Raw genomic sequence first — 22,911 nt, forward strand, 5'->3', positions numbered from 1 at the left:
ACATTTGACCTGGCCTTCATAACCCCAGTTAGAGCTAGTGTGATTAATCAGCCTGATAGCAAAAGGTTTTCCCTTTGCTGTCAGGCTTTTTTGTTTGAGACTTGTGATATAATCGCGCGAGTTTAATAAGTACAAGAATAGGACACGCTTTGACTTCGTCTCCGGAAAAAGCAGACAACAAGAATGCAGCACAGCCTAGTTCTCAAGAGAACCAAGCGAAATCTCACAAACCTGCATCGAACCGAACTGCTAAACAATCAAAAGCTAAATCTGCTGATCATTCAGTGACAGCTAATACAAAAACATCTCAGAATAGCCCAGCCTCTCTTCGTAAAGCGCTCAACGAATGTATGATGCGCGATCGCTTCCGTTTGAGTAAGCGAATTGCTGGTGCAAGCAAAATTAAGAACGAACAATCTAAGCACGCGGTCTTTGATGAGATTGCATTAGACATTGCTAAGTCGATGATGACAGCAACTCAGCGTGCAGCACAGAAACCAACGATTGAATACCCAGAAATTCTCCCTGTTAGCCAAAAGCGCGACGACATCGCGAAAGCCATCGCTGAAAACCAAGTGGTTATCGTGGCAGGTGAAACGGGTTCGGGTAAAACCACTCAGTTACCAAAAATCTGTTCTGAGCTTGGCCGAGGCCGCTTTGGCTTAATTGGTCACACTCAGCCTCGTCGTCTTGCTGCACGTTCGGTTGCGAACCGTATTGCTGAAGAGATGGAAACGCAACTGGGTGAGTTTGTTGGTTATAAGGTTCGATTCAACGATCAAATCTCTGACAACACCCAGATCAAATTGATGACCGACGGTATTCTACTGGCGGAGATTCAACACGACCGTTTCTTAAGCCAGTACGACACTATCATCATCGATGAAGCGCACGAACGTAGCCTGAACATCGATTTCATCATGGGTTATCTGAAAGAGTTGCTGCCAAAGCGTCCTGATCTAAAAGTGATCATCACGTCCGCAACCATCGATCCAGAGCGCTTCTCTAAGCACTTCAATAATGCTCCAATCATTGAAGTGTCTGGTCGTACTTACCCAGTAGACACGCGTTACCGCCCGTTAGGTGGTGATGAGAGCGATTCAGACCGCGACCAAATCGAAGGTATCTTTGAAGCGGTTGATGAACTGTGTGATGAAGGACTTGGCGATATCTTGATCTTCATGAACGGTGAGCGAGAGATTCGTGATACTGCAGATGCATTAAGTAAACGTAACCTTCGTGATACTGAAATTGTTCCGCTTTACGCACGTCTATCGGCGGGCGAGCAAAACCGTATCTTCCAGTCTCATACTGGCCGACGCATTGTTCTGGCAACCAACGTGGCAGAAACCTCGTTAACCGTTCCGGGCATCAAGTATGTCATCGACCCAGGTACGGCGCGTATTAGCCGTTACAGCTACCGCACAAAAGTACAACGCCTACCAATTGAACCAGTATCTCAAGCGAGTGCTAACCAGCGTAAAGGTCGTTGTGGTCGTGTTGCGGAAGGTATCTGTATTCGCCTGTACTCAGAGGAAGATTTCGAATCACGCCCAGAGTTTACTGACCCAGAGATTCTTCGTACTAACCTAGCATCCGTTATCCTTCAGATGACAGCGTTGGGCCTAGGTGACATTCAAGCATTCCCATTTGTTGAAGCGCCCGATAAGCGCAACATTCAAGATGGTGTAAGGCTGCTTGAAGAGCTTGGTGCAATCGCGACAGTCGAACCGTCTGCGAATAAAAACAAGAACCATGGCGATGACAAGAAGAAGCTAACGGCGATTGGTCGTAAGTTGGCAAAACTGCCTATCGATCCGCGTTTAGCGCGTATGGTGATTGAAGCGCCAAGCAACCGATGCCTGCACGAAGTGATGGTAATTGCGTCTGCATTGTCAATTCAAGATCCGCGTGAGCGCCCATCAGACAAACAGCAATCGTCTGACGACAAGCACAAGCGCTTCTTCGATAAAGAATCTGATTTCATCACGTTTGTGAACCTATGGGATTACATCAAGCAGCAACAAAAATCGCTGTCGAGTAACCAGTTCCGCAAACAGTGTAAGCAAGATTACCTGAACTATTTACGTATTCGTGAATGGCAAGATGTGTACTTCCAAATTCACCAAGCGATGCGTGAATTGGATACCAAGCTGAATACTGAACCGGGTAGCTACGATGGCATTCACATGTCTTTGCTATCAGGCCTGCTTTCGCACATCGGTATGAAAGACCAAGAGAAGAACGAATATCAAGGTGCTCGTAACGCGCGCTTCCATATCTTCCCTGCGTCGGGCTTATTTAAGAAACAACCTAAGTGGATCATGTCGGCTGAGCTGGTGGAAACCTCAAAACTATGGGGTCGTGTTATCGCGAAGATTCAACCTGAATGGATTGAACCACTAGCGAAACATCTGATTAAACGCAGCTACAGCGAACCACATTGGTCGAAGAAGCAAGCAGCGGTAATGGCACACGAAAAAGTGATGCTTTACGGAATCCCAATTGTTCCTAAGCGCCTTGTGAACTACGGTGCGATTGACGCAACTGTCAGTCGTGAGTTGTTTGTACGCAGCGCATTGGTTGAAGGTGAGTGGGAAACCAAGCACACCTTCTTCAAGCAGAACCGTAAGCTACTGCAAGAAGTGGAAGAGCTAGAGCATAAGTCTCGTCGTCGTGACATCTTAATCGATGATGATGAGCTGTTCGATTTTTATGACCAGCGTGTGGGTGAAGAGGCGGTTTCAGGCCGTCACTTTGATACATGGTGGAAGAAAACCAGTCAGAAAACGCCTGAACTGCTGAACTTTGAAAAGTCGATGCTATTCAGAGGTGATGCTAGCCATGTTACTGACTTGGATTACCCTAACTTCTGGCACCAAAATGGTATCAAGCTAAAACTGAGCTACCAATTTGAGCCGGGCGACGACAACGATGGTGTAACGGTACACATTCCGCTGCCTATCTTGAACCAGATTGACCAGAACGGTTTTGATTGGCAGATCCCAGGCCTGCGTCAGGAATTGGTGATTAGCTTAATCAAGTCGTTACCTAAAACGCTACGCCGTAACTTTGTGCCTGCGCCAAACTACGCCGATGCCTTCTTGGCTCGTGTTACACCACTTGAAGCACCGTTACTGGATTCTCTTGAGAAAGAGCTACGCCGAATGACAGGTGTGGAAGTGGTACGTGATGATTGGAAGTTAGACCAGATTCCAGAACACTTGAAGGTAACATTCCGTGCAGTGGATCATCGCAAGCGCAAGCTTAAAGAACAAAAAGACCTGCATGAACTGAAAGAGAGCCTGAAAGACAAAGTTCAAGAAACGCTTTCTAAAGTGGCAGACGATGATATCGAACAGCAGAATCTGCACACGTGGAGCTTTGGTGAGTTACCAAAAGTCTACCAACAGAAGCGTGGCGGCTATGATGTTAAAGCCTTCCCTGCGCTGGTGGATACCAAAGACAGCGTAGAGATCAAGCTGTTCGAAACTGAACAAGAGCAGATCTCGGCAATGAAATCGGGTCAGCGTCGTTTAATCTTGTTGAACGTGCCATCACCGATCAAATACTTGCACTCAAACTTGCCGAACAAATCGAAACTTGGCTTGTACTTCAACCCATACGGACAGGTACTGGATCTTATCGATGACTGTATCGCTTGTGGTATTGATAAGCTGATTGAAGAGAAGGGCGGTCTAGTCTGGGAGCCAGAGCAGTTTGAAGCATTGAAAGAGCACGTACGTGCAGAGTTAGGTGATACGGTTGTTGAGATTGCTCAGCAGGTAGAAACCATCTTAACCACGGCATTTAGCATCAGTAAGAAGCTCAAAGGGCGTGTGGACCTTTCTATGGCATTTGCGCTTTCAGACATCAAAGCTCAGGTAGAAGGTTTGATTTTTAAGGGGTTTGCCACAGAATGTGGGTGGAAACGCTTGCCGGATATTCTACGCTATATGAAGGCGATAGAACGTCGCATGGAGAAACTGCCTATTGACCCGAACAAAGATCGCTTGCACATGATCAAAGTTGAGTCAGTAGTGAATGATTACAAAGAGCTGCTGAATAAAATTCCAAAAGGGATCGCGGTTCCAGAAAATGTAAAAGAGGTGCGTTGGATGATAGAAGAGCTTCGTGTAAGCTTCTTCGCACAGCAGCTCGGTACGCCTTACCCAGTATCAGATAAGCGTGTTAAAAACGCAATTGATGCTTGCTAAAGGAATAAAGCTAGACGCAATGGCAAGGTTTGGGTATAAATCTTGCTTATTGCATTACTAATTGAATAGTTATTACATACAGGGCGACTTGGTGGCAATTTATTACCACTCAAGGCCTGCCACTAGGACGAAAAAGGTCGAATATGAAAAAAACGTTATTGGCACTAGCACTGCTAGGTGCATCTTCAACAGCAATGGCTGATTCTTGGTTGTACGGCGGCGTAATGGGTGGTCAAAATTCATTAGGTAATGAAGAAGAAACGGCGATGGGTATCCACGTGGGTACAGGCATCCTGCCACTAATCGGTATTGAAGCGGGTTACTGGGATCTAGGTTCTTTCGACAGCGTTAAGTACGGCAACCGTGACCTTACAAACCTAGATGCAAGCACTGCTTACCTAGCGATCAAACCAAGCATCGATTTCGGTCCTCTTCACGTTTACGCGAAGGCTGGTATTCACTCTTACGATCTTAAAGCTGATGGCTTCAAGCAATCAAGTGAAGATGTAATGTACGGTGTAGGCGCAGAATACTTCATCTTTGGTCCACTATCTGTAGGCGCTAGCTACCAAAACTTTAAAATGAAAGATGACGACTCAGGCGTATTCACGCTAAACGCAACTATCCACCTACTGTAATTACTTATAGTTAGTGATGGACTTATAGTCAGTGACGGACTTACAGTCAGTAATGGACTTATAGTCGGTCACGGATATGCGTTAAAGAGTTCGTAAGAATTCATAAAAAATGCCAGCTTAATAGCTGGCATTTTTGTATCTGTTGTCCCGTGTAATCGCCACTCTGTTTTCTTTTAACAGATGGTGGCGGACGGCTACTTCTTACTGTTCAGAATCTGTTGGATACGCGGGTTCAGTGCTTTGCCATGTTGGCTTTCGTACTCTTCGCGTTTCAAATCGTTCAAGTTCTTCACTGAGTTAGCGGCAAGAAGGAATTGCGGTAATTCTGTTTCAAGCATGCCTTTCTCATCTAAACGCTTCGCTTCCAAGTAGTACTTCTTGAATAGGCCATCAAGCTTGTTCTCCGCGGTGCGCTTCAAGTCATACAGCTTGTTCTGAATAAGCCATTTTTCAATCTTGTTCACGGCGGTGCGAGACAAAACGCGAATACGGCTGTCTAGCAGCTCTTCTTCGGTCAAAGAATCTTTTAAGATCCAAAGCTCACCCATTTGCGGCGGCCAGCTGTTGCCAAGCTGAATACGCTCATGGCAGTGCATTAGCACACGGTTCAGACCGTCTGAATCAACAGAGTTGGCAAATTCGATGAACTTACCACTTGGCTCACTACCGTACTGATACTCCCACTGTGTCTCGTATACACTTAAGAAAGAGCCAAACACGTGAATACACCAATCAGTTAACTCCAATTCTGCAGGGTCTTGGTCAACAACCGGCACTTGTTGAGAGGCACCAGAATCCGCACCTTGCGCTGCTGTTGCTTTTACATTGGTACTTTGTGCTTCAATCACTTCAGGTACGAGTGGAGCTTTAGGCTGAACGTCCGGAGCTGGCTCAGAAGGTTGGCTTTTTGCCTTTTTGAATGAGCTGCTGCCTGAAGCGTTCAGATGGGCTAAGCTTTTGTCGATACCCATTTCCTTGAGCTTGTCCTGCATTTCCTGAATATTGAGAGGTCTTCTGCTGTTGTTGTCTTTCATTTTGCTTCTCGTTAACTAGCCAGTACTGCAGCTTGGATTCAATCCGAGATAGTGGCATTAATTCATTGGCTTTGGCTTTATACCAGAGGACAAATTTCTTCCATACTAAACTATGGTCACCGGCAAGGCCGGAGAATTTAAACGCGCGTTCTGCCCATGATGGTATCTCTTCTTCGTTGAGATCATGAGTAGAAACGGTGTTGCTGTTCATTGAGCCTCGACCTTGAGGGCGAGGGGCATGCTGCATGCTTTGCATTGGTGCCGGAGCTGGCTGAAACTTAGGTGCAGGTGCAGGTGCAGGTGCAGGTGCAGTAGAGTAGACCGGAATACTATTCGCTGGTTGAGCCTCTACGTGAACCGCCGCTTGCTCTTGCTCAATGAGCATTTTGAAAACGTGAATCTCTTTTTGATCTCGATAATCTACTTTTACCTTATCGAGAAAACCTTGGTCGACTAAACACTTAAGGCAGTCGGCTAAACCAAACGTAGAGAGAGCACAAAGCTGGCCTGCAGTTTGTAGGCACACATTGGTGTAGCCGAATTCATCCGCACCGTCTGCAAGCATCAATAAAACAAGCTTTTCTGCTGGGCTAGAAGTATTCACTTGCCAAGCTAAATAAGAATATTTGGCGCTCAATATCGTGTTCTCAAAAAAGGTAGGTCGTTGACTCTATTGTAAGTCACCGCTTACGGAATTTATAGCAACTTAACAGAAAACAACATTAGTGAGACAAATATTAACCATAAGGAGAGGTGTGACCCAGAAAGGTGGCGTAAGCCGACAATTTTTTAGTAGTAAGCAGCAACCATTGCTATGTTGAAATGAGTCTTATTGCTTAATGATTGCTAATAAAATAGTAGTCAAAGCAAATGCAAAAATTAGCACTAAACGTTTAAGGGGTTGTTTAATCCTAGGAAGGTCACGACAGAAGGAGACTGTATGCCAACCAGTGTGGAATTCACCATGATGCCGGAAAATGGTACCTCGTTTACCAAGACAGAGTGGAAATTGAAGAAAGATGAGATTAAAAAGCGCAAGCCAGAAGTTTTAAAGCATATCGATAAATCGACTCACATGTCTCAAGGCTTTCGCTTGGTCAACAACAAAGCTTATCAGCAGGCATTGGCTGAACTAAAAGCGAGCCTACAAGGACAATCCTTTCGCAACACCGAGCAAGGTAAAGTTGCACAGCTAATGTATTCGATTCTAACCGACGACAACGCCTTCAAAACTTACCTCAGCGAAGAGATGCAGGGTAACGTAGTCAGTTCAACCAATGGCACCTCGAAGATCATGTCGAAGGGTGCAAGCTTTAAAGCCAAAAACCAACTCGCTAATGCTCACTTAAAGCGCAAGCAATTATTTATGATGTATCGCGACATCATTCAGGCACAAGAAGAACTGAAAGAGTTTTCCAAGCACGTAGTCTCACTTTTTAAAGGCAAACTCTCCGTTCCGCCAGGTGCTTATGGCGGTATTAAAAGCTTCAATGGCGCTCTGGATAAGATCACTAACCGAAACCCGTTAGATGATATTGGCGATCTCAAAGATTGCGCCCGAATGACCATAGAGTTCGAAAGCGTGCGCGCGATGTCTGCGGCAAAAGTATTCATATCCAGAACCAAAGAGTTCAAAGATCTTCAGCACTATCAGTCAGCATTGAAAGATCGTTATGGCCTCGGCTCAAAGCTATCAGGGCTAAGCGAGTTCAACAGAAAGGCTCAAGGTTCGGGTTACAAGGACATCAAGTTCTTTCTGAAGATGAAGAACGGCATCATCGGAGAGTTACAGCTCAACATCTCAGGCATGTTGGTTGCCAAAGAGAAAGAACACGTCATTTATGACATTTTGCGTGATGCCAAAGAGGGAGCCAAGACCTTCACCATCGTTAACAAAGACGTGTTGGATAAAGTGAAGCACCATATGAACGAAGACTGGTTCCAGTTCATCGATACGCGCATTCCAAGCGTGAAGCCGCAACTAATGATAGTAAGGCAGATGTTGAGCCGTTTGAATGGCAGTAGCGTGTCGTCGTTAACTGTCAGTGAAACTGAGACAGAAGCGTTGAAGACCATAAGCTTAGCCCTGTACGCTCAGGGTGAAAATGGTAAAGCCCTGTTGTAACAGAATTAGTAACGAGCACTAGTAACAAGCGTTAGTAATAAGAATTGGTGAGTGTCGGACTGTTCGATTCAATTCATCAGTGCTCATAAATCTGTATGAAGCCTTTCAAGCCAGCGATTTGGATAGTCGCTGGCTTTTTAATGTCACTAACTTAGCTATTGATGATTTACCTACTTATTCAAAAAATATATTAAATTTATAAAACATCTTGATATGATCAATATTTGATCTATTATGACGATAAGTCAAAAATGACGAAGCGTCACAAAATGGTTAACTACATGAATTTACTATTCGTGTTAATATTGGACAGGAGTGTTTTAAATACTGGCTAAGCTTAGATAATGGCTAAGCTCATATACGGACTGAGAAATTATGTTTGGCTTTGGTTGTAAAGGCGATAAACAAGGTATCTTTGGTTGCAAAGGCGTGTTGTCTAAAAAGCAGCAGTCTATTGCAGACCGAGAAGTAGAGTTGATGTTGTTGGCGAAAGATCTGGTTCGAGAACAAGGGTTCGGAAACCTAACGATGGACAAGCTAACGGCAGCGAGCTCTTATTCTAAAGGGACAATCTACAATCACTTTTGCAGCAAAGAAGACGTCGTTTTAGCGTTATGTATTCATTCTCTTAAAACAGAAGCAATGATGTTTGCTCGCTCTGGAGAGTTTGAAGGCAACACACGTGAAAAGATCGTCGCACTGCACGTTGCTTACCGAATCTATGCTCGCATGGAGCCGGTACTATCAACCTGTGCGATCATGGCTAAAAGCCCGTGGGTACTAGAGAAAGCGTCTAGTGCGCGCGTCGCCGAGATGAATGAACTGGAAGAGCTGGTGATTGAACAAGCCGACTCTATGGTTAACCAAGCGGTAGAAGCAGGTGACCTAAAGTTCTCTTCTGGTGTGGGTTCAGATGCCATCGTTTTTGCTAACTGGTCAATCGCGTTTGGTTCAAATGCCTTGTCACAGAACGCATCAAACAGTCATTGTATTAAGCGGTTACAAGACCCGTATTCAGTATTACACAACGCGAACATGATTCTAGACGGCCTCAATTGGCAGCCCCTTTCTAGCGACTGGGATTACCGCAAAACTTGGCGTCGTGTAGAACAAGAACTGTTCAGTGAAGAGATCGCTTACTTAGAGTCTGTAGGTCGATAGCTTCCGTTAAGCCCACACATGTGGGTTTATTAATAACCATTTTTGACGATTCGTCACAAACTTGAGATTGACCGACTGTGGTTGCTGTTTTCTTGAGTGTTTGACTAAGCATTGTGTTTTTTGTCAGCTTCGGCTGGCTTTTTATGACACAAATATGACGAATCGTCACAAATGGAGACTGTGATGAAACATGACAGCCAGAAGCCCACGTTCGATCAGCAAAACCGAGATAACCCTAATGCCGATAGCGCAAACACAGATCTAAACAGTTGGCACTCAATACCTACCAAGCGTTCGTTTATCGTTCTGCTGGTGGTGTTTTCAATCATCATTCTCTCTGCATTAGGGGCCAAGAACCTCTACTTTAGAGGGGACTACAACATCTTCTTTGAAGGTACCAACAAACAGTTGATGGCGTTCGATGAAATCCAAACCACCTTTGCAAAAACCGACAACCTTGCGATTGTTGTCGCCCCTGAAGATGGCAATGTCTTCACCCCAGAAACTCTCACATTAATTCAAAACCTCACGGTTGATGCGTGGCAGATCCCGTATTCAAGCCGTGTGGATTCTCTTGCTAATTATCAGCACACCGAAGCCATTGAAGATGACCTCTTGGTAGAAGACCTGCTGTATGAAGAGTACGAGCACACACCAGAGCGCATCGCTAAAGTTAAACAGATAGCCCTCAACGAACCGTTGCTTAAGAATGCCTTGGTGTCGGCCTCTGGCGATGTGACGATTGTTAACGTGACCGTGCAACTGCCTGAAGTGGATAAGACCGCGGAAGTGCAAGAGGTGATCGCGGCGATCAATGCCATGATCGGCAAGTATCAAGATCAATATCCGAATGTGGAATTCCATAAAGCGGGCATCATCGCCATGAACAACGCATTTATGACTTCGGCTCAAGAAGACAGTTCAACGCTGGTGCCGTTAATGCTATTGGTAGTGTTGGTGTTCCTGACCTTTATGCTGCGCTCGTTCTTTAGTGTGGTGGCCACGCTTATTGTGATCATCTCTTCAATTGTTGCCACCATGGGTTTATCCGGTTGGGCAGGGATGTTCCTCAGCACAGCAACCGTGAATGTGCCTACCTTGGTTTTAACTTTGGCGGTGGCCGATTGTGTTCACGTGATTGTGACCATGAGACAAGCCATGCAACGCGGGATGGAGAAAGCACAAGCCATTCAATACAGCATCAAGCTCAATGCGATGCCGATTCTGATCACCTCAGTGACCACCGCAATTGGTTTCTTGATGATGAACATGTCGGACTCTCCAGTATTACGAGACTTCGGTAACTTGTCGGCATTAGGTGTACTCATCGCGTGTTTCCTATCTGTGACTATGCTGCCTGCATTGCTAAAACTGCTGCCAATTAAGCGCTTGTCAGTAAATCCAACGGCGGAAGATAAAGTGACCTTTATGGATAAGCTCGGTGATTTTGTCGTTGCGAACCGTAAAGCACTGCTGCCTATTTCAACCCTTGTGATTGTTGGCGCTGCGGCGTTAATTCCACTGAACAAAGTGAATGATGAATCGGTGAAGTATTTCGATACCTCAAGCGAATTCAGACAAGCGGCTGATTTCATGGAAGAGACCGTAAGCGGCATGACCACCCTTAGCATCGCGGTCAAAACCAATGAGTCTCAAGCGATTGCTGATCCTGTGTTCTTACAAGCGATTGGCGACTTTACTGAGTGGCTACGTGTTCAACCAGAAACCGACCATGTGGCCACGCTATCTGATGTTTACATGCGTTTGAATAAGAACATGCATGGCGATGACGATAGCTACTACCAATTGCCACTAAACCGTGAACTTGCTGCGCAATACCTGCTTCTTTATGAGATGTCTCTGCCGTATGGCTTGGACTTGAACAACCAGATCAACGTCGATAAGTCATCGATAAAAATGGTACTCACCGTCGACAACCTCGGCAGCGTTGAGCTAGTGGAACTCGAAGAACGCATCTACTCATGGTTTGCAGCCAATGCACCTCAGTATGAAGTAGTCGCGTCGAGCCCATCACTGATGTTTGCTCACATTGGCGAAACCAACATGGCGAGTATGTTATCGACTCTGCCTATCACCTTAGTACTTATCTCGGGCTTGATGATCTTTGCGTTGCGCTCAGTTCGCTTGGGTATGATCAGCCTAGTGCCAAACATTGCACCTGCGATCATTGGTTTTGGTTTATGGGCGCTTATCTCAGGTGAAATTAACCTTGGTTTGTCAGTGGTGGTGACGCTCACTTTGGGTATCGTAGTTGATGATGCGGTGCACTTCTTAAGCAAATACCAGCGCGCAAGAATAGAAGGTAAATCGGCGGAAGAAGCGGTTCGATACGCCTTCCACACCGTTGGCCGTGCATTGTGGATTACCACTGTCGTGTTAGTGGCTGGTTTCTCAGTACTGGCGATGTCGAGCTTCAGACTCAACTCCGACATGGGCTTACTCAGCGCGATTGTGATTTTCATTGCGCTGGTGGTCGACTTCATCTTGCTACCAAGCCTACTGATGATCTTCGACAAACAGACTCACTATTCAGATAAACCTCAGCACGAATCAAAGCCAGAAACCAAGCCACAGTCTAGCCCAACAGCCGAACTGACTACATGGACCAAATAAGGAATCGTCAGCCTGCTGCGGTGGGCTGACTCAAGGAGATATTTATGAAAAGCGTTAAACAATCATTCGTTACTACATTACTTACTGTTAGCTCATTAAGCGTCGGCACGTTAACAATAGGCACATTCGCGGCTTTCCCAGCATTAGCAGACCCTGCGAAAGGCTTAGAAATTGCCGAGCAACGTAAAGCGGTCGATGTCGGGTGGGGCGATTCTGTTGCGACCATGGAAATGCTACTTCGCAACAAACAGGGCGAAAGCAGCACACGATTAATGCGATTGAAATCTTTGGAAGTTGATGACGATGGCGATAAAGGCTTAACCATTTTTGATGAGCCGCGCGATGTAAAAGGCACGGCTTTTCTAAACCATTCGCATATCACTAAATCGGATGACCAGTGGCTGTATCTGCCAGCATTGAAACGTGTGAAACGCATCTCTTCACGCAACAAATCGGGGCCGTTTATGGGCAGTGAATTTGCGTATGAAGACTTAAGCTCGTTTGAACTAGAAAAGTACACCTTCAACTACATTGAAGACGCGAAATTAGAAGGCGTAGACACCTTTGTTTTAGAGCAAGTACCGACCGACAAAAACTCAGGCTACACCATGCAAAAAGTATGGCTAGATCAACAATACTACCGCCCCGTTCAAGTGGAGTTTTACGACCGCAAAGGCGCATTGCTGAAAACTCTGTCGTTCCAAGACTACAAACAATACCTGAACCAATACTGGCGCGCGCACACCATGTCGATGCAAAACCACCAAACGGGTAAAAGTACGGTATTAACCACGACAGATTTGGCGTTCCAGACCGGTCTTAAAGACAAGGACTTTCAAAAAAACACACTGAAACGAGCTAAGTAAGGCAAGAATATGAAAAGGATTGTGTTAACAGGAACCCAGTTATCCTTAACCTTAGCAGCGACATTTGGGTTTATGCAGGTGTCGCTGCCTTGTGTGGCAGCAGGCTTTAGCTCTGAGTTCGTAGAACAAGTCACCCCAGAGCTCGCAGGGCAGGTTAACCTTGAACACAGGCAGTTCTTTAGTGACGGCTTGCAAGGGCAAGATAAAGGACAAAGCTCACTGGTGTTGCAGCCAGAGTTTTACTGGGAGCAACAAGAGGGCAACGGCAGTTTTACCTTTACGCCGTTTTATCGCCTAGACAGTGAAGACGATGAGCGAACCCATGGGGACATTCGTGAAGCTCTGTATCTGACTTATTGGGATGATTATGAACTGCGCGCCGGTGTTGGCAAAGTGTTCTGGGGCGTGACCGAATCAGCGCACTTGGTGGACGTTGTAAACCAAACCGATGCCATTGAATCGGTCGATGGTGAATCCAAGCTAGGTCAGCCGATGGTGCATTTCACCTCTATCAAAGACTGGGGAACCATCGATGCCATGTTACTGCCGTATTTTCGTGAACGTACCTTTGCAGGGGAAGACGGACGCTTAAGGCCAACAGTGCCCGTGTCAGACGATGCGCTTTACGAATCTTCGAGAGAAGAAAAGCACGTCGATGTAGCACTGCGCTATAGCCAAATGTACGGCGATTGGGATGTCGGTTTAAGCTACTTAGGCGGCACTAATCGCGACCCTTATTACCGTGTTGAAGGCAATCAGCTCAAGCCGTATTACGCGCAGATGCAGCTCTTTGGGCTTGATGTACAAGGCATTATTGGCGATTGGTTGTGGAAGCTGGAAAGCATTTATCGCGACAGTTACGACAACCACACAGGCGTCGCGACAGGCTTTGAATACACATGGGTTGGCGCGCTTGAATCGTATTGGGATATCGGCTTCATTGCTGAATACCTGTATGACAGCCGAGGCAATAACGCTCAAACCATCGGTCAAAACGATGTGTTCCTTGGAGCGCGTTTCGCCTTGAACGATGAAGATGGTACAGAGGTACTTACAGGTATCACTCAAGACTTAGACAACAGTGATGTCTACAGTGCAAAACTCGAAGCCTCAAGCCGTATCAATAACAACCTCAAGTGGCGACTGAATGCTTGGTTGTTTGAGAATGAAACCCCGGAGGATTTGTTGTTCTTTGCTCGCAAGGACGATTTTGTTGAGGTGGCGTTGGAATATTACTTTTAGTATTTATAAAAAGTTAGCATTTATAACAAGTTAATGGCGGTTTTGTGGGGCGTTCTTGTTAAGGGGCGTCTCAAATTTAAGATGAGCCATATTTAGAATGTTCAAAGTCGCCTTTTTATAAAATAGAGCAAACAATCGAATAGACCCACAGGTAAGATGGTTATATTTTTCGAATATCTATAACCTCCGAATATGCATGTAAAGCGTGTTGGCGGTATCGGCCCTAAGGGAATTATGAATTCATTTAATTGGGATACAAACTTTGAAACAGGTATTGGTGTTGTAGACGAACAACATCAATACCTTGTTGGTTTTATCAACCACTACGGAAACCTGTTGTCGGAGAATACAATTTCTATCGATGACATGAGCGCCGCTTTGCTTGACCTCACACGCTATGCCGAATTTCATTTTAAAGAAGAAGAATCTTTGATGAGAGAGCGCGGCGTTTATGACTTACACATTGAAGAGCACATCAAAGTGCATCGTGTGTTTATGCAAGACATCTACAGCATGCAAGCCTTCATCTTGGAAGAAGATCAGGCGTCAGCACGTCAGTTGTTGGACTTCCTCATCCATTGGCTTGCTTATCACATCCTTGGTATCGACCAAAACATGGCGCGACAAGTGGCCGCAATAGAAGAGGGCGCAACACCTCGACAAGCCTTTGAAGCAGAAGAAAAGCAGCAAGATTCTTCGACCATCCCTTTACTGGCCGCGCTTAAAGGCTTATTTGAACAAGTCTCTGAACGAAACAAACAGTTGTTACGCTTCAACCAGTTACTCGAAGACAAAGTCGAGGAACGCACCGCAGAATTGAAACGAGCGAACAAGAAACTTGAAGAGCTGTCGTTAACAGACTCACTCACTAATTTGCCTAACCGTCGGTGTGCTTTTAAACAGTTAGCAGTGCATTGGCAAGATTCAAAAGAACTTGGCGTACCTTTGGTGTGCATTATGATTGATGCAGACCACTTCAAACGCATTAATGACACCAGTGGACATGATGCAGGCGATTTGGTACTAAAAACCCTCTCGCGCGAACTGAAAAACACGTTTCGTAATGATGATATTGTGTGTCGATTAGGGGGCGATGAATTCTTGGTTATTTGCCCAGACACCGACCTTAAAGGGGGCATGCACATCGCAGAAACGACTCGACAGAAAGTGTCTGAATTAGAGGTCGAAACCGGCAACCAAGCTTGGATTGGTAGCATCAGTGTCGGTGTGGCTGAAATGACCCAAGAATTCGAAACCATGAATGAATTGATTAAAGCGGCTGACGAGTCCGTTTATTTAGCGAAAAACGCAGGGAAGAACAGCGTTTGTTCTATTCAAATCTAGCGTTTAGGTCACTTCCAAATTAAGAAGTGGAACCTGTAATTGTTCCACTTCTTCCTACTCCTCATTAATATCCTGTTAAATTTGCCGTGTTTTTAGTCAATAACTTGTTCTTTTAGCGATTCAATTTGGCATTGGTAGCGTGTTTGATTACTATGTGTAGCTATCTAAAAAAACTAATCATCCGATACGGACACTACCAACTGGTAGATGAGGAAATGATGCAACATCTAGAAGAGATCATTGCTAATGCAACGACTGCTATTGATACAGCAGATTCGTTAGTCGCACTTGATGAAGTGCGAGTTCAGTATTTAGGTAAGAAGGGTGAACTAACTCTTCAACTACAAAGCCTAGGTAAACTTCCACCTGAAGAGCGTCGCACTGCTGGTCAAGAGATCAACAAAGCGAAAGGTGCTGTTCAACAAGCGATCGCAGCTCGCAAAGACGCACTACAACGTGCAGAGCTTGAAGCGAAACTAGCTGAAGAAACTATCGATGTGAGCCTACCTGGTCGTCGCATTGAGAACGGTGGTCTTCACCCAGTTACACGCACAGTTGAGCGTATCGAACAGTTCTTTGGTGAGCTTGGCTTTAGCACTGAGTCTGGCCCTGAGATCGAAGATGCATTCCACAACTTTGATGCACTAAACATCGCAGACGATCACCCAGCTCGTACTGATCACGATACTTTCTTCTTCAACCCTGATCTAATGCTACGTACGCACACTTCTGGTGTTCAAATCCGTACGATGGAAAACGGCAAACCGCCATTCCGCTTCATTGCTCCGGGTCGTGTTTACCGTAACGACTACGATCAAACTCACACGCCAATGTTCCACCAAGTGGAAGGTATGTTAGTTGATGAGAACGTAAACTTCGCACAACTTAAAGGCATTCTTAACGATTTCCTTTGTAACTTCTTTGAAGAAGAAGTTGAAGTGCGTTTCCGTCCTTCATTCTTCCCGTTCACAGAGCCTTCAGCTGAAGTTGACGTGAAACGTAAAGATGGCAAATGGCTAGAAGTTCTAGGCTGTGGCATGGTTCACCCTAACGTACTTCGCTCTGTTGGCATCGACCCTGAGAAATACTCTGGTTTTGCATTCGGTATGGGTGTAGAGCGTCTAACGATGCTTCGTTACGGCGTAAATGACCTTCGTGCGTTCTTCGAGAACGACCTTCGTTTCCTTAAACAATTCAAGTAATCCGGGGCAGTCAAAACTATGAAATTCAGTGAATCTTGGCTACGCGAGTGGGTTAAACCTGCAATTAACAGCGAAGAGCTAGCTCACCAAATCACTATGGCTGGTTTGGAAGTTGACGATGTAGAACCTGTTGCTGGTGAATTCACCGGCGTTAAAGTAGGTAAAGTGGTTGAGTGCGGTCAGCACCCAGACGCAGACAAACTACAAGTTACAAAAATTGATATCGGCGAAGAAGAACTTTTAGACATCGTATGTGGTGCATCTAACTGTCGTCTTGGCCTAACTGTAGCAGTAGCAACAGTTGGCGCAGTACTTCCTGGTGACTTCAAAATCAAGAAAGCAAAACTACGTGGCGTTCCATCGCACGGCATGCTTTGTTCTTTCTCTGAGCTAGGTATCGACGTAGAGTCTGACGGCATCCTTGAGCTGCCAGAAGGTACAACGCTAGGTATGGACGTACGTGAGCTTCTAGAGCTTAACGACGTAACTATCGACGTAGACCTAACAGCAAACCGCGCAGACTGCTTCAGCATCCGTGGTCTTGCTCGTGAAGTTGGCGTACTAAACCGCGCAGACGTTACAGAGCCAACAGTTGAAGCTGTCGCAACAAGCATTGAAGACACAGTATCTGTTGAAATTAAAGCAACTGATGCTTGTCCACGTTACCTTGGCCGTGTGGTTAAGAACGTAAACGTGAAAGCGGAATCCCCAATCTGGATGCAAGAAAAACTGCGTCGTTGTGGTATCCGTTCAATCGACCCAGTTGTAGACATCACAAACTACGTGATGCTAGAGCAAGGCCAACCAATGCACGCATTTGATCTAGCTAAGATCGAAGGCGGTATCGTGGTTCGTCTAGCAGAGCAGGGCGAAAAGCTAACACTTCTAGATGGCAACGAAGCTGAACTAAACAGCAACACGCTTGTTATCGCTGACCACAACAAAGCACTAGCAATCGCTGGTATCTTTGGCGGTCAAGATTCAGGTGTTACTACTGAAACAACAGACGTACTTCTTGAAGCTGCATTCTTCGCACCGGATCACATCCGTGGTCGCGCACGTGCTTACGGCCTTCACACTGATTCTTCTCTACGTTTTGAACGTGGTGTTGATTCAACACTTCAAGCAGCTGCAATGGAGCGTGCAACACAGCTTCTAGTTGAAATCTGTGGTGGTGAAGTTGCGCCAGTAAACGGCAGCGAATCTGAAGCTGATCTTCCTAAAGCAAACGTAGTTGCTCTACGTCGCGCTAAGCTAGACAGCCTACTAGGTCACGAAATCCCATCTACAGACGTAGTGGAAATTCTTACTCGCCTAGGTTGTGAAGTAGAAACGACTGATGCTGGTTGGACGGCAACGTCTCCATCTTGGCGTTTTGATATCGCAATCGAGCAAGACCTAATTGAAGAAGTAGGTCGTATCTACGGTTACGATAACATTCCAAACCAAGCGCCTAAAGCGGCACTTAAAATGAATGACCACAAAGAAGCTGACCAACCGCTTAAGCGCGTTCGTGACCTTCTCGTAGACCGTGGCTACCACGAAGCAATCACATACAGCTTCGTAGAACCAGAACAGCAAAAACTTGTTGTACCTGGCGTTGAGCCGCTAATTCTGCCATTCCCAATCTCTGCGGACATGTCAGCAATGCGTCTTGGCCTAATCCAAGGTCTTCTAAACACAGTTGTTCACAACCAGAAGCGTCAACAGTCTCGCGTTCGTCTATTCGAATCAGGCCTACGTTTCATCCCTGAAGCCACTGCTGAAAACGGCATGCGCCAAGAAATGATGCTTGCGGGCGTTATCTCTGGTACTCGTGGCGAAGAGCACTGGGACATTGCAACTAACACTGTAGATTTCTTCGATCTTAAAGGTGACCTAGAAGCTGTTCTTGAGCTTTCTGCAAACGAAATCGCATACAGCTTCAAAGCAGCTAAGCACCCAGCACTTCACCCAGGTCAAACTGCGGCTATCGTAGTAGACGGCAAAGAAGTGGGTATCATTGGTACTGTTCACCCAGAACTAGAGCGTAAGTTTGGTCTTAACGGCCGCACTATCGTATTCGAAATCGAATGGGCAGCTATCAACACTCGCGTGCTTCCAGAAGCAGTAGCAGTATCTAAGTTCCCTGCAAACCGTCGTGATATCGCGGTTGTTGTTGACGAAGCAGTAGCTTCTGGCGACATCGTAGAAGCGTGTATCGCAGCTGGTGGCGAATTCCTAACAGGCGCTAAACTGTTCGACGTATACGTTGGTCAAGGCGTTGAAGAAGGCAAGAAGAGCCTAGCTATCGCACTTAGCCTACAGTCTGTAGAGCGCACACTTGAAGATGCAGACATCGCTGGTTCAGTAGATGCTATCGTAGCTTCAATCTCAGAGAAATTCGGCGCAGCACTTCGCGACTAATCTCTTCTAATAGATAGAAAACCAAAGGCCTCGCATTGCGAGGCCTTTTTTCGGCTTAAAGAATAGTGTTAGAGCTTGGATTTGTGATTTTATAAGCACCTTATTAAGCAATAGGCGTTATTTTCTGAACACTATATTGTTATTTTGATAACAGGCTCTTTACCATGTGTGCTCGTACAAGTACAGAGGGATAGAGCTGGGTGGAATATATGCCCGTATGCTAACGTATTGTTTTTATTGAAAGCAAAAACGCTCCCAATTAAATGGGGTACTGGTGGAACGCTATATTATAAGTTTAAAATTAGCTCACTAAATGATACGATCACGAGTTCGTTTTCTTATGAGCTTTTTAAATGCCTGTTCAGAACTCAAGCCAAGAGCCATCTTCGTTTACACATTTCGTATTTTTCGGTTATCTTTGCATCATATTTATGTGTATTAAAGATGTAACTTCTGTTGTTATCAGTTATCCACCAGTTGGTGGTACTGGTAACATATTCCTTTCCTTTTTATGGGAAAAGCTTGACTTTAAGAGTGTCTTTTTTTGGTTGTATGCTATATCAGCAGTGCTCGGCGTTGTTAACGTTATTCCCCTAATTCGTAAAAAGTTACCTAACCTTCTTTGCCTACAATACAGTGTGAGTAAGCTAAGCAGCCCTGCATGCACTTCAGCACTCCACTTTATAGTCATTATTGTCACTATTTATTTCTCTGTTACTTCATCAGCTATCGATAAGTGGCTTACTGAAGATAAATTAATTACTGGGAATGTAGCTATCGTATTTTCTTGGGTTGTTTCTCTACTTTGTTTATCAATTATCATTTTTGTATTGAACCAGAAGTCAATAGGAAAAAAGCGCACTCAAGATGAGGATGGACGGCAAGAGTCTTATGAAATAAAGGTTAAAGCTCTTGAAGATATCATTCGATTTGCACCGCCGAATGGTTTTGCGAAGGTACTTTCGGAGTATGTTGATGTTGCTGATGACTTCGGTAAAGAAATAAATAAGCAGCACAATCAAGCAAAAATTTTAGATGCATGTAGCTTCGCGTATAAGCATTTTCTTGATGTTCCAGGAAAACCACCATCGTTTGTATTTAAAGGCTTTGAGGCCATTAAGCCTTATACTAACAACGCTGTTAATCTAAAAAATGAGATGAAAGAAGCGATCGACTCTTTAAAAAAACAGACGGATGAAAATGCAAAGTATATTCGAGCTATACTTATCGCTTATGCAAGGTTAGCGGCTCACTTTGAGGGTGTGACACCATCTGAGAGAGATAAAGATATCTATCGAGCTACGTTGATGCTGAAATATGATGCTAAGGACTTGCGGTTAGGCGATAAGGATAACATTAAGTATGTCCCAGCTATTCTAACTAAAACGAATTTGGATAAGTTTTTAACTCTTCATAAAGAACACAGCGTTAAAGCCTATAGTGGGAAAATGAATATTACGCAGAAAGCTAATAATAAATTTGTCCCTATAGATTTTAAACCTGATGATGAAATTTCTACGACATATATGCCTTTTTTCTTAGGTGAAGAGCGTGCTAATTACAACTGTATAGGAGCTCCCCGTGTACTAGGTACATGTGAAAGCCAGTTTATTAATAACGTAATCAATGAGATAGAAGGTTGGCGAGGAAGTGATAAAAGCCCTATAGAGATTGTTGATGAAGCAAAGGAGTATTTTTCGAAACAGAACAAACCTTTTTCTTTGATGTCCTTTCCTCTAATGCATAGTCGGTATGATGTTGAGCATAAAAGTGCCCAGTACATTCTAGGCGTAGTAACTATTTCAAGAGATAAGAAAGCTATGATGATGGAAGAGGAATCTAAGCTTGAGCAATTCGAGCATATAACTACGCCATTGAACTTTGCTTTGTGTAAGATAGTTCATTTTGATGCATTACATAGGTATCACATTAATCTTTTACAAGAGATATTGGACTCTGTTAGTATTGGTTCTTCAGATGTAGGCAGTAGCTCTACGCAACAAGATAGTGCTTAAGGTAGGTTGTTATGGGTGAGTTTCTAGAAAGTACAAATGAGTTCTTTGAAGATTTCCGTAGCTTTGATGCTGTTGATGAGCAAGTTGCTGACTTATTGGAATCATCAGATTACTCTGATGAAGAAGATGAGTAAGAAAAATTCCTAGGAAAGGAGTGCATACAGCACTCCTTTTTTTATATTAAAGGGACAGTATAGAACGGCTCCATTAGTATCATTATTCCAAGTAGTGTGTAACTACCCTTCAATGCCATTAGACTTCTTAATAAACTCCACCAGTTGAGGAACCCTCCTATTCAAATCATGTATTGCTAGGTCAGCTTCGTAGTTTCTCACATAGTAATTAGCAACTTTAACTTTACTTGCTGTTGGTGCAGAGGGCTTATTATTTTGAGACGCCTTCTTATGCTTAAACTCTAGCAAGTTAGCCCACTTTCCTTTCGCAAGTAGAGATACAGCGGTTTGTGGATGAACTGCTTTTACTGTGTCTTCTACTTGATCATCATTTAAGTAGTTTTCTACTTCTCTTCCATCTGTAACCCAAGCGAACCCTGGCCCTTTATCAAACTCATCACGTAAGCGCTTTTTCGTTGCGTTAATGTGAGCGCGTGAACTTGCCTTGTCGCTATCTATCATGATGACGCTATTGCGGTTTAGTTTTCTCAAAGAGATTAGCTCTTTCTCATGCTCTTCAAGTTCTTCAGGGTCATTCCCCGTTAGGTGACTAGCAAGACGGCCGCCGTAGAACATGATGGAATAGTGAATGCCTTCAACTAAGGACTCATCCTTAGCTTTTATCCAGTAGTTCAAGTAAGTTCTATCAGATGGGCCCTCAACCCAAATTACACAGTTAGCTTGTAGAATATCTGAACCTTTGTAGCCTAGCTCAGCACATAGCTCTGAACGCTCTCGAGTATTAGATACAGTGTTAACTTTTGATACTCCATCCTCCATATGAACATGGAAAATTTGAGCTTCAGTTGCATCAAGTAAGTGTGCCGAGTGGGTAGTAATGAAGTATTGGTTGTTAGTGCTAGTGTTTAGATAGTTGATTAGCTTCCTTTGCAGAATAGGGTGTAAGTGCAACTCAGGTTCTTCGATACAAACAATAGTGTTTTCTAATAATGTTGAAGCGGCAGCTAGAATAATGACTTCGTGAATGCCTGTACCTAGTGAGTCTAGTGGGAGGGTTTTGCCATCCATATGAATAATGATCATTGAACGGTCGTGTGGAATTTCAATAGTCGCTGTTTCGTTCTCAAGAACCGAACGGAGAAAGCGATTTATTTTGGCAAATTTCTCTTTGTCTTGTTGTGCTGTAAGGATTGGACGTTCCAGTTTGGCTAAACGTTCAATGATACCTTCTCCACTATATCCGCTAGTTTGTGAACCAGAGTCACCAACTTTTCTAATTGCAGGAATGAGTTCAGGTCGGGCTTCAATGGTTGGTATCCAGTTTACTAATTCGCCCAAAACAGCCCTACAGTTACTTGTGTCATTGTCATAATAACCCCCTGTTAGGTGATTACTTAATGGCTTCCAAGAGGTAAATGGCTTGTTTGATAATTGTCCTATTAGTGCAATATCAGGTTTATTAATTGTAATCTGCCTCGGGTCTACATTAGTAGTAAGCCAAGTTAGGTTGTTTGATTGTGTAAAAAATTCACTTAGGTAAACCCATTTTAGATGAGACTGGACTGTACTATCTTTTTTCCGAATGTTATTTCCGATGAGCTTTTCAATATCTTCAGGTCGTAACGCAAAAGATATGGAGAACCCTTGGTTATTTTTCTGAGGTGTGTCTAATTCACCAAAGTTAACCTTGCTTTCTCGAAAGATGGAAGAGTGTTCACAAATAAGTCGCATAACATTTGACTTACCAGAGTTGTTCGCACCGATGAGAAAGTTAATTTTTTGAAGAGGGGCAATTACAGCTTCATCACCGCCAAAACTGCGGTAGCCCGAGAATGAAAATCCAGACAGTATCACTCGGTAAGTCCTATAGTTCATGTAGTTATCTATAGCGTG

The 22,911-nt window shown here is 44.5% G+C and carries 15 protein-coding genes; 12 read left to right on the forward strand and 3 right to left on the reverse strand.

Going from position 1 to position 22,911, the window contains the following annotated elements:
- The first annotated feature begins 149 nt into the window (after nucleotides 1-149).
- Together hrpA and OCV56_RS06355 are read left to right on the forward strand one after the other, a co-directional pair.
- Nucleotides 150-4,217 carry an ATP-dependent RNA helicase HrpA gene (hrpA, locus tag OCV56_RS06350; protein WP_086713146.1) on the forward strand — a complete coding sequence of 1,356 codons (4,068 nt, stop codon included), beginning with the start codon at nucleotides 150-152 and terminating at the stop codon, nucleotides 4,215-4,217.
- 143 nt (nucleotides 4,218-4,360) lie between these two features.
- Nucleotides 4,361-4,855: an outer membrane beta-barrel protein gene (locus OCV56_RS06355; RefSeq protein ID WP_086713147.1), complete on the forward strand. Its 495-nt coding sequence runs from the start codon at nucleotides 4,361-4,363 to the stop codon at nucleotides 4,853-4,855.
- Nucleotides 4,856-5,049: 194 nt separating this feature from the next.
- On the opposite strand, the gene OCV56_RS06360 is transcribed toward OCV56_RS06355, so the two are convergent.
- On the reverse strand, nucleotides 5,050-5,826 hold the full coding sequence (locus tag OCV56_RS06360; protein WP_086713148.1) for a hypothetical protein: 777 nt from the start codon (nucleotides 5,824-5,826) through the stop codon (nucleotides 5,050-5,052).
- Entirely contained in the window at nucleotides 5,747-6,526 is a 780-nt protein-coding gene (locus OCV56_RS06365; protein ID WP_086713149.1) for a hypothetical protein, read from the reverse strand. The genes OCV56_RS06360 and OCV56_RS06365 overlap by 80 nt, the downstream gene beginning before the upstream one ends.
- Before the next feature lie 303 nt (nucleotides 6,527-6,829).
- On the opposite strand from OCV56_RS06365, the gene OCV56_RS06370 reads away from it, so the two are divergent.
- From OCV56_RS06370 to OCV56_RS06415, 10 genes are all read left to right on the forward strand, one after another.
- Nucleotides 6,830-8,014, forward strand: a complete 1,185-nt coding sequence (locus tag OCV56_RS06370; protein WP_086713150.1) for a hypothetical protein — start codon at nucleotides 6,830-6,832, stop codon at nucleotides 8,012-8,014.
- Nucleotides 8,015-8,389: 375 nt separating this feature from the next.
- Nucleotides 8,390-9,175, forward strand: coding sequence for a TetR/AcrR family transcriptional regulator (locus OCV56_RS06375; RefSeq protein WP_086713151.1), 786 nt, complete (start codon nucleotides 8,390-8,392; stop codon nucleotides 9,173-9,175).
- Between the two features lie 171 nt (nucleotides 9,176-9,346).
- The gene (locus OCV56_RS06380) at nucleotides 9,347-11,809 is read left to right on the forward strand and encodes an efflux RND transporter permease subunit (RefSeq protein WP_228761185.1); all 2,463 of its coding nucleotides are present in this window, start codon (nucleotides 9,347-9,349) and stop codon (nucleotides 11,807-11,809) included.
- Nucleotides 11,810-11,853: 44 nt separating this feature from the next.
- Complete coding sequence (locus OCV56_RS06385) at nucleotides 11,854-12,675, forward strand: outer membrane lipoprotein-sorting protein (protein WP_086713153.1); 822 nt, start codon at nucleotides 11,854-11,856, stop codon at nucleotides 12,673-12,675.
- 9 nt (nucleotides 12,676-12,684) lie between these two features.
- Nucleotides 12,685-13,917 (forward strand): hypothetical protein, encoded by a 1,233-nt coding sequence (locus OCV56_RS06390; protein ID WP_086713154.1) that lies wholly within the window; start codon nucleotides 12,685-12,687, stop codon nucleotides 13,915-13,917.
- Between the two features lie 234 nt (nucleotides 13,918-14,151).
- The gene (locus OCV56_RS06395; protein ID WP_086713312.1) at nucleotides 14,152-15,261 is read left to right on the forward strand and encodes a GGDEF domain-containing protein; all 1,110 of its coding nucleotides are present in this window, start codon (nucleotides 14,152-14,154) and stop codon (nucleotides 15,259-15,261) included.
- A gap of 218 nt (nucleotides 15,262-15,479) precedes the next feature.
- On the forward strand, nucleotides 15,480-16,463 hold the full coding sequence (gene pheS, locus OCV56_RS06400) for a phenylalanine--tRNA ligase subunit alpha (protein WP_004734764.1): 984 nt from the start codon (nucleotides 15,480-15,482) through the stop codon (nucleotides 16,461-16,463).
- A gap of 18 nt (nucleotides 16,464-16,481) precedes the next feature.
- On the forward strand, nucleotides 16,482-18,869 hold the full coding sequence (gene pheT / locus OCV56_RS06405) for a phenylalanine--tRNA ligase subunit beta (protein ID WP_061019266.1): 2,388 nt from the start codon (nucleotides 16,482-16,484) through the stop codon (nucleotides 18,867-18,869).
- 431 nt (nucleotides 18,870-19,300) lie between these two features.
- The gene (locus tag OCV56_RS06410) at nucleotides 19,301-20,884 is read left to right on the forward strand and encodes a hypothetical protein (protein ID WP_143691567.1); all 1,584 of its coding nucleotides are present in this window, start codon (nucleotides 19,301-19,303) and stop codon (nucleotides 20,882-20,884) included.
- An 11-nt stretch (nucleotides 20,885-20,895) separates the two neighbouring features.
- Nucleotides 20,896-21,018: a hypothetical protein gene (locus OCV56_RS06415; protein ID WP_261901420.1), complete on the forward strand. Its 123-nt coding sequence runs from the start codon at nucleotides 20,896-20,898 to the stop codon at nucleotides 21,016-21,018.
- 102 nt (nucleotides 21,019-21,120) lie between these two features.
- Here OCV56_RS06415 and OCV56_RS06420 read toward each other — a convergent pair whose 3' ends face one another.
- Nucleotides 21,121-22,893, reverse strand: coding sequence for an ATP-binding protein (locus OCV56_RS06420; protein WP_228761184.1), 1,773 nt, complete (start codon nucleotides 22,891-22,893; stop codon nucleotides 21,121-21,123).
- Nucleotides 22,894-22,911: the final 18 nt, after the last annotated feature.

This window comes from Vibrio gigantis (assembly GCF_024347515.1).
Classification (GTDB): domain Bacteria; phylum Pseudomonadota; class Gammaproteobacteria; order Enterobacterales; family Vibrionaceae; genus Vibrio; species Vibrio gigantis.

Excerpts from the sequence above, each read along its gene's own strand:
- OCV56_RS06420 (WP_228761184.1), bottom strand. The coding sequence starts at position 22,893 with ATGAACTATAGGACTTACCGAGTGATACTGTCTGGATTTTCATTCTCG.
- OCV56_RS06380 (WP_228761185.1), top strand. The coding sequence starts at position 9,347 with ATGGAGACTGTGATGAAACATGACAGCCAGAAGCCCACGTTCGATCAG.
- OCV56_RS06385 (WP_086713153.1), top strand. The coding sequence starts at position 11,854 with ATGAAAAGCGTTAAACAATCATTCGTTACTACATTACTTACTGTTAGC.
- OCV56_RS06390 (WP_086713154.1), top strand. The coding sequence starts at position 12,685 with ATGAAAAGGATTGTGTTAACAGGAACCCAGTTATCCTTAACCTTAGCA.
- OCV56_RS06375 (WP_086713151.1), top strand. The coding sequence starts at position 8,390 with ATGTTTGGCTTTGGTTGTAAAGGCGATAAACAAGGTATCTTTGGTTGC.
- pheS (WP_004734764.1), top strand. The coding sequence starts at position 15,480 with ATGCAACATCTAGAAGAGATCATTGCTAATGCAACGACTGCTATTGAT.
- pheT (WP_061019266.1), top strand. The coding sequence starts at position 16,482 with ATGAAATTCAGTGAATCTTGGCTACGCGAGTGGGTTAAACCTGCAATT.
- OCV56_RS06360 (WP_086713148.1), bottom strand. The coding sequence starts at position 5,826 with ATGGGTATCGACAAAAGCTTAGCCCATCTGAACGCTTCAGGCAGCAGC.
- OCV56_RS06370 (WP_086713150.1), top strand. The coding sequence starts at position 6,830 with ATGCCAACCAGTGTGGAATTCACCATGATGCCGGAAAATGGTACCTCG.
- OCV56_RS06410 (WP_143691567.1), top strand. The coding sequence starts at position 19,301 with ATGTGTATTAAAGATGTAACTTCTGTTGTTATCAGTTATCCACCAGTT.
- OCV56_RS06355 (WP_086713147.1), top strand. The coding sequence starts at position 4,361 with ATGAAAAAAACGTTATTGGCACTAGCACTGCTAGGTGCATCTTCAACA.
- OCV56_RS06415 (WP_261901420.1), top strand. The coding sequence starts at position 20,896 with ATGGGTGAGTTTCTAGAAAGTACAAATGAGTTCTTTGAAGATTTCCGT.
- OCV56_RS06395 (WP_086713312.1), top strand. The coding sequence starts at position 14,152 with ATGAATTCATTTAATTGGGATACAAACTTTGAAACAGGTATTGGTGTT.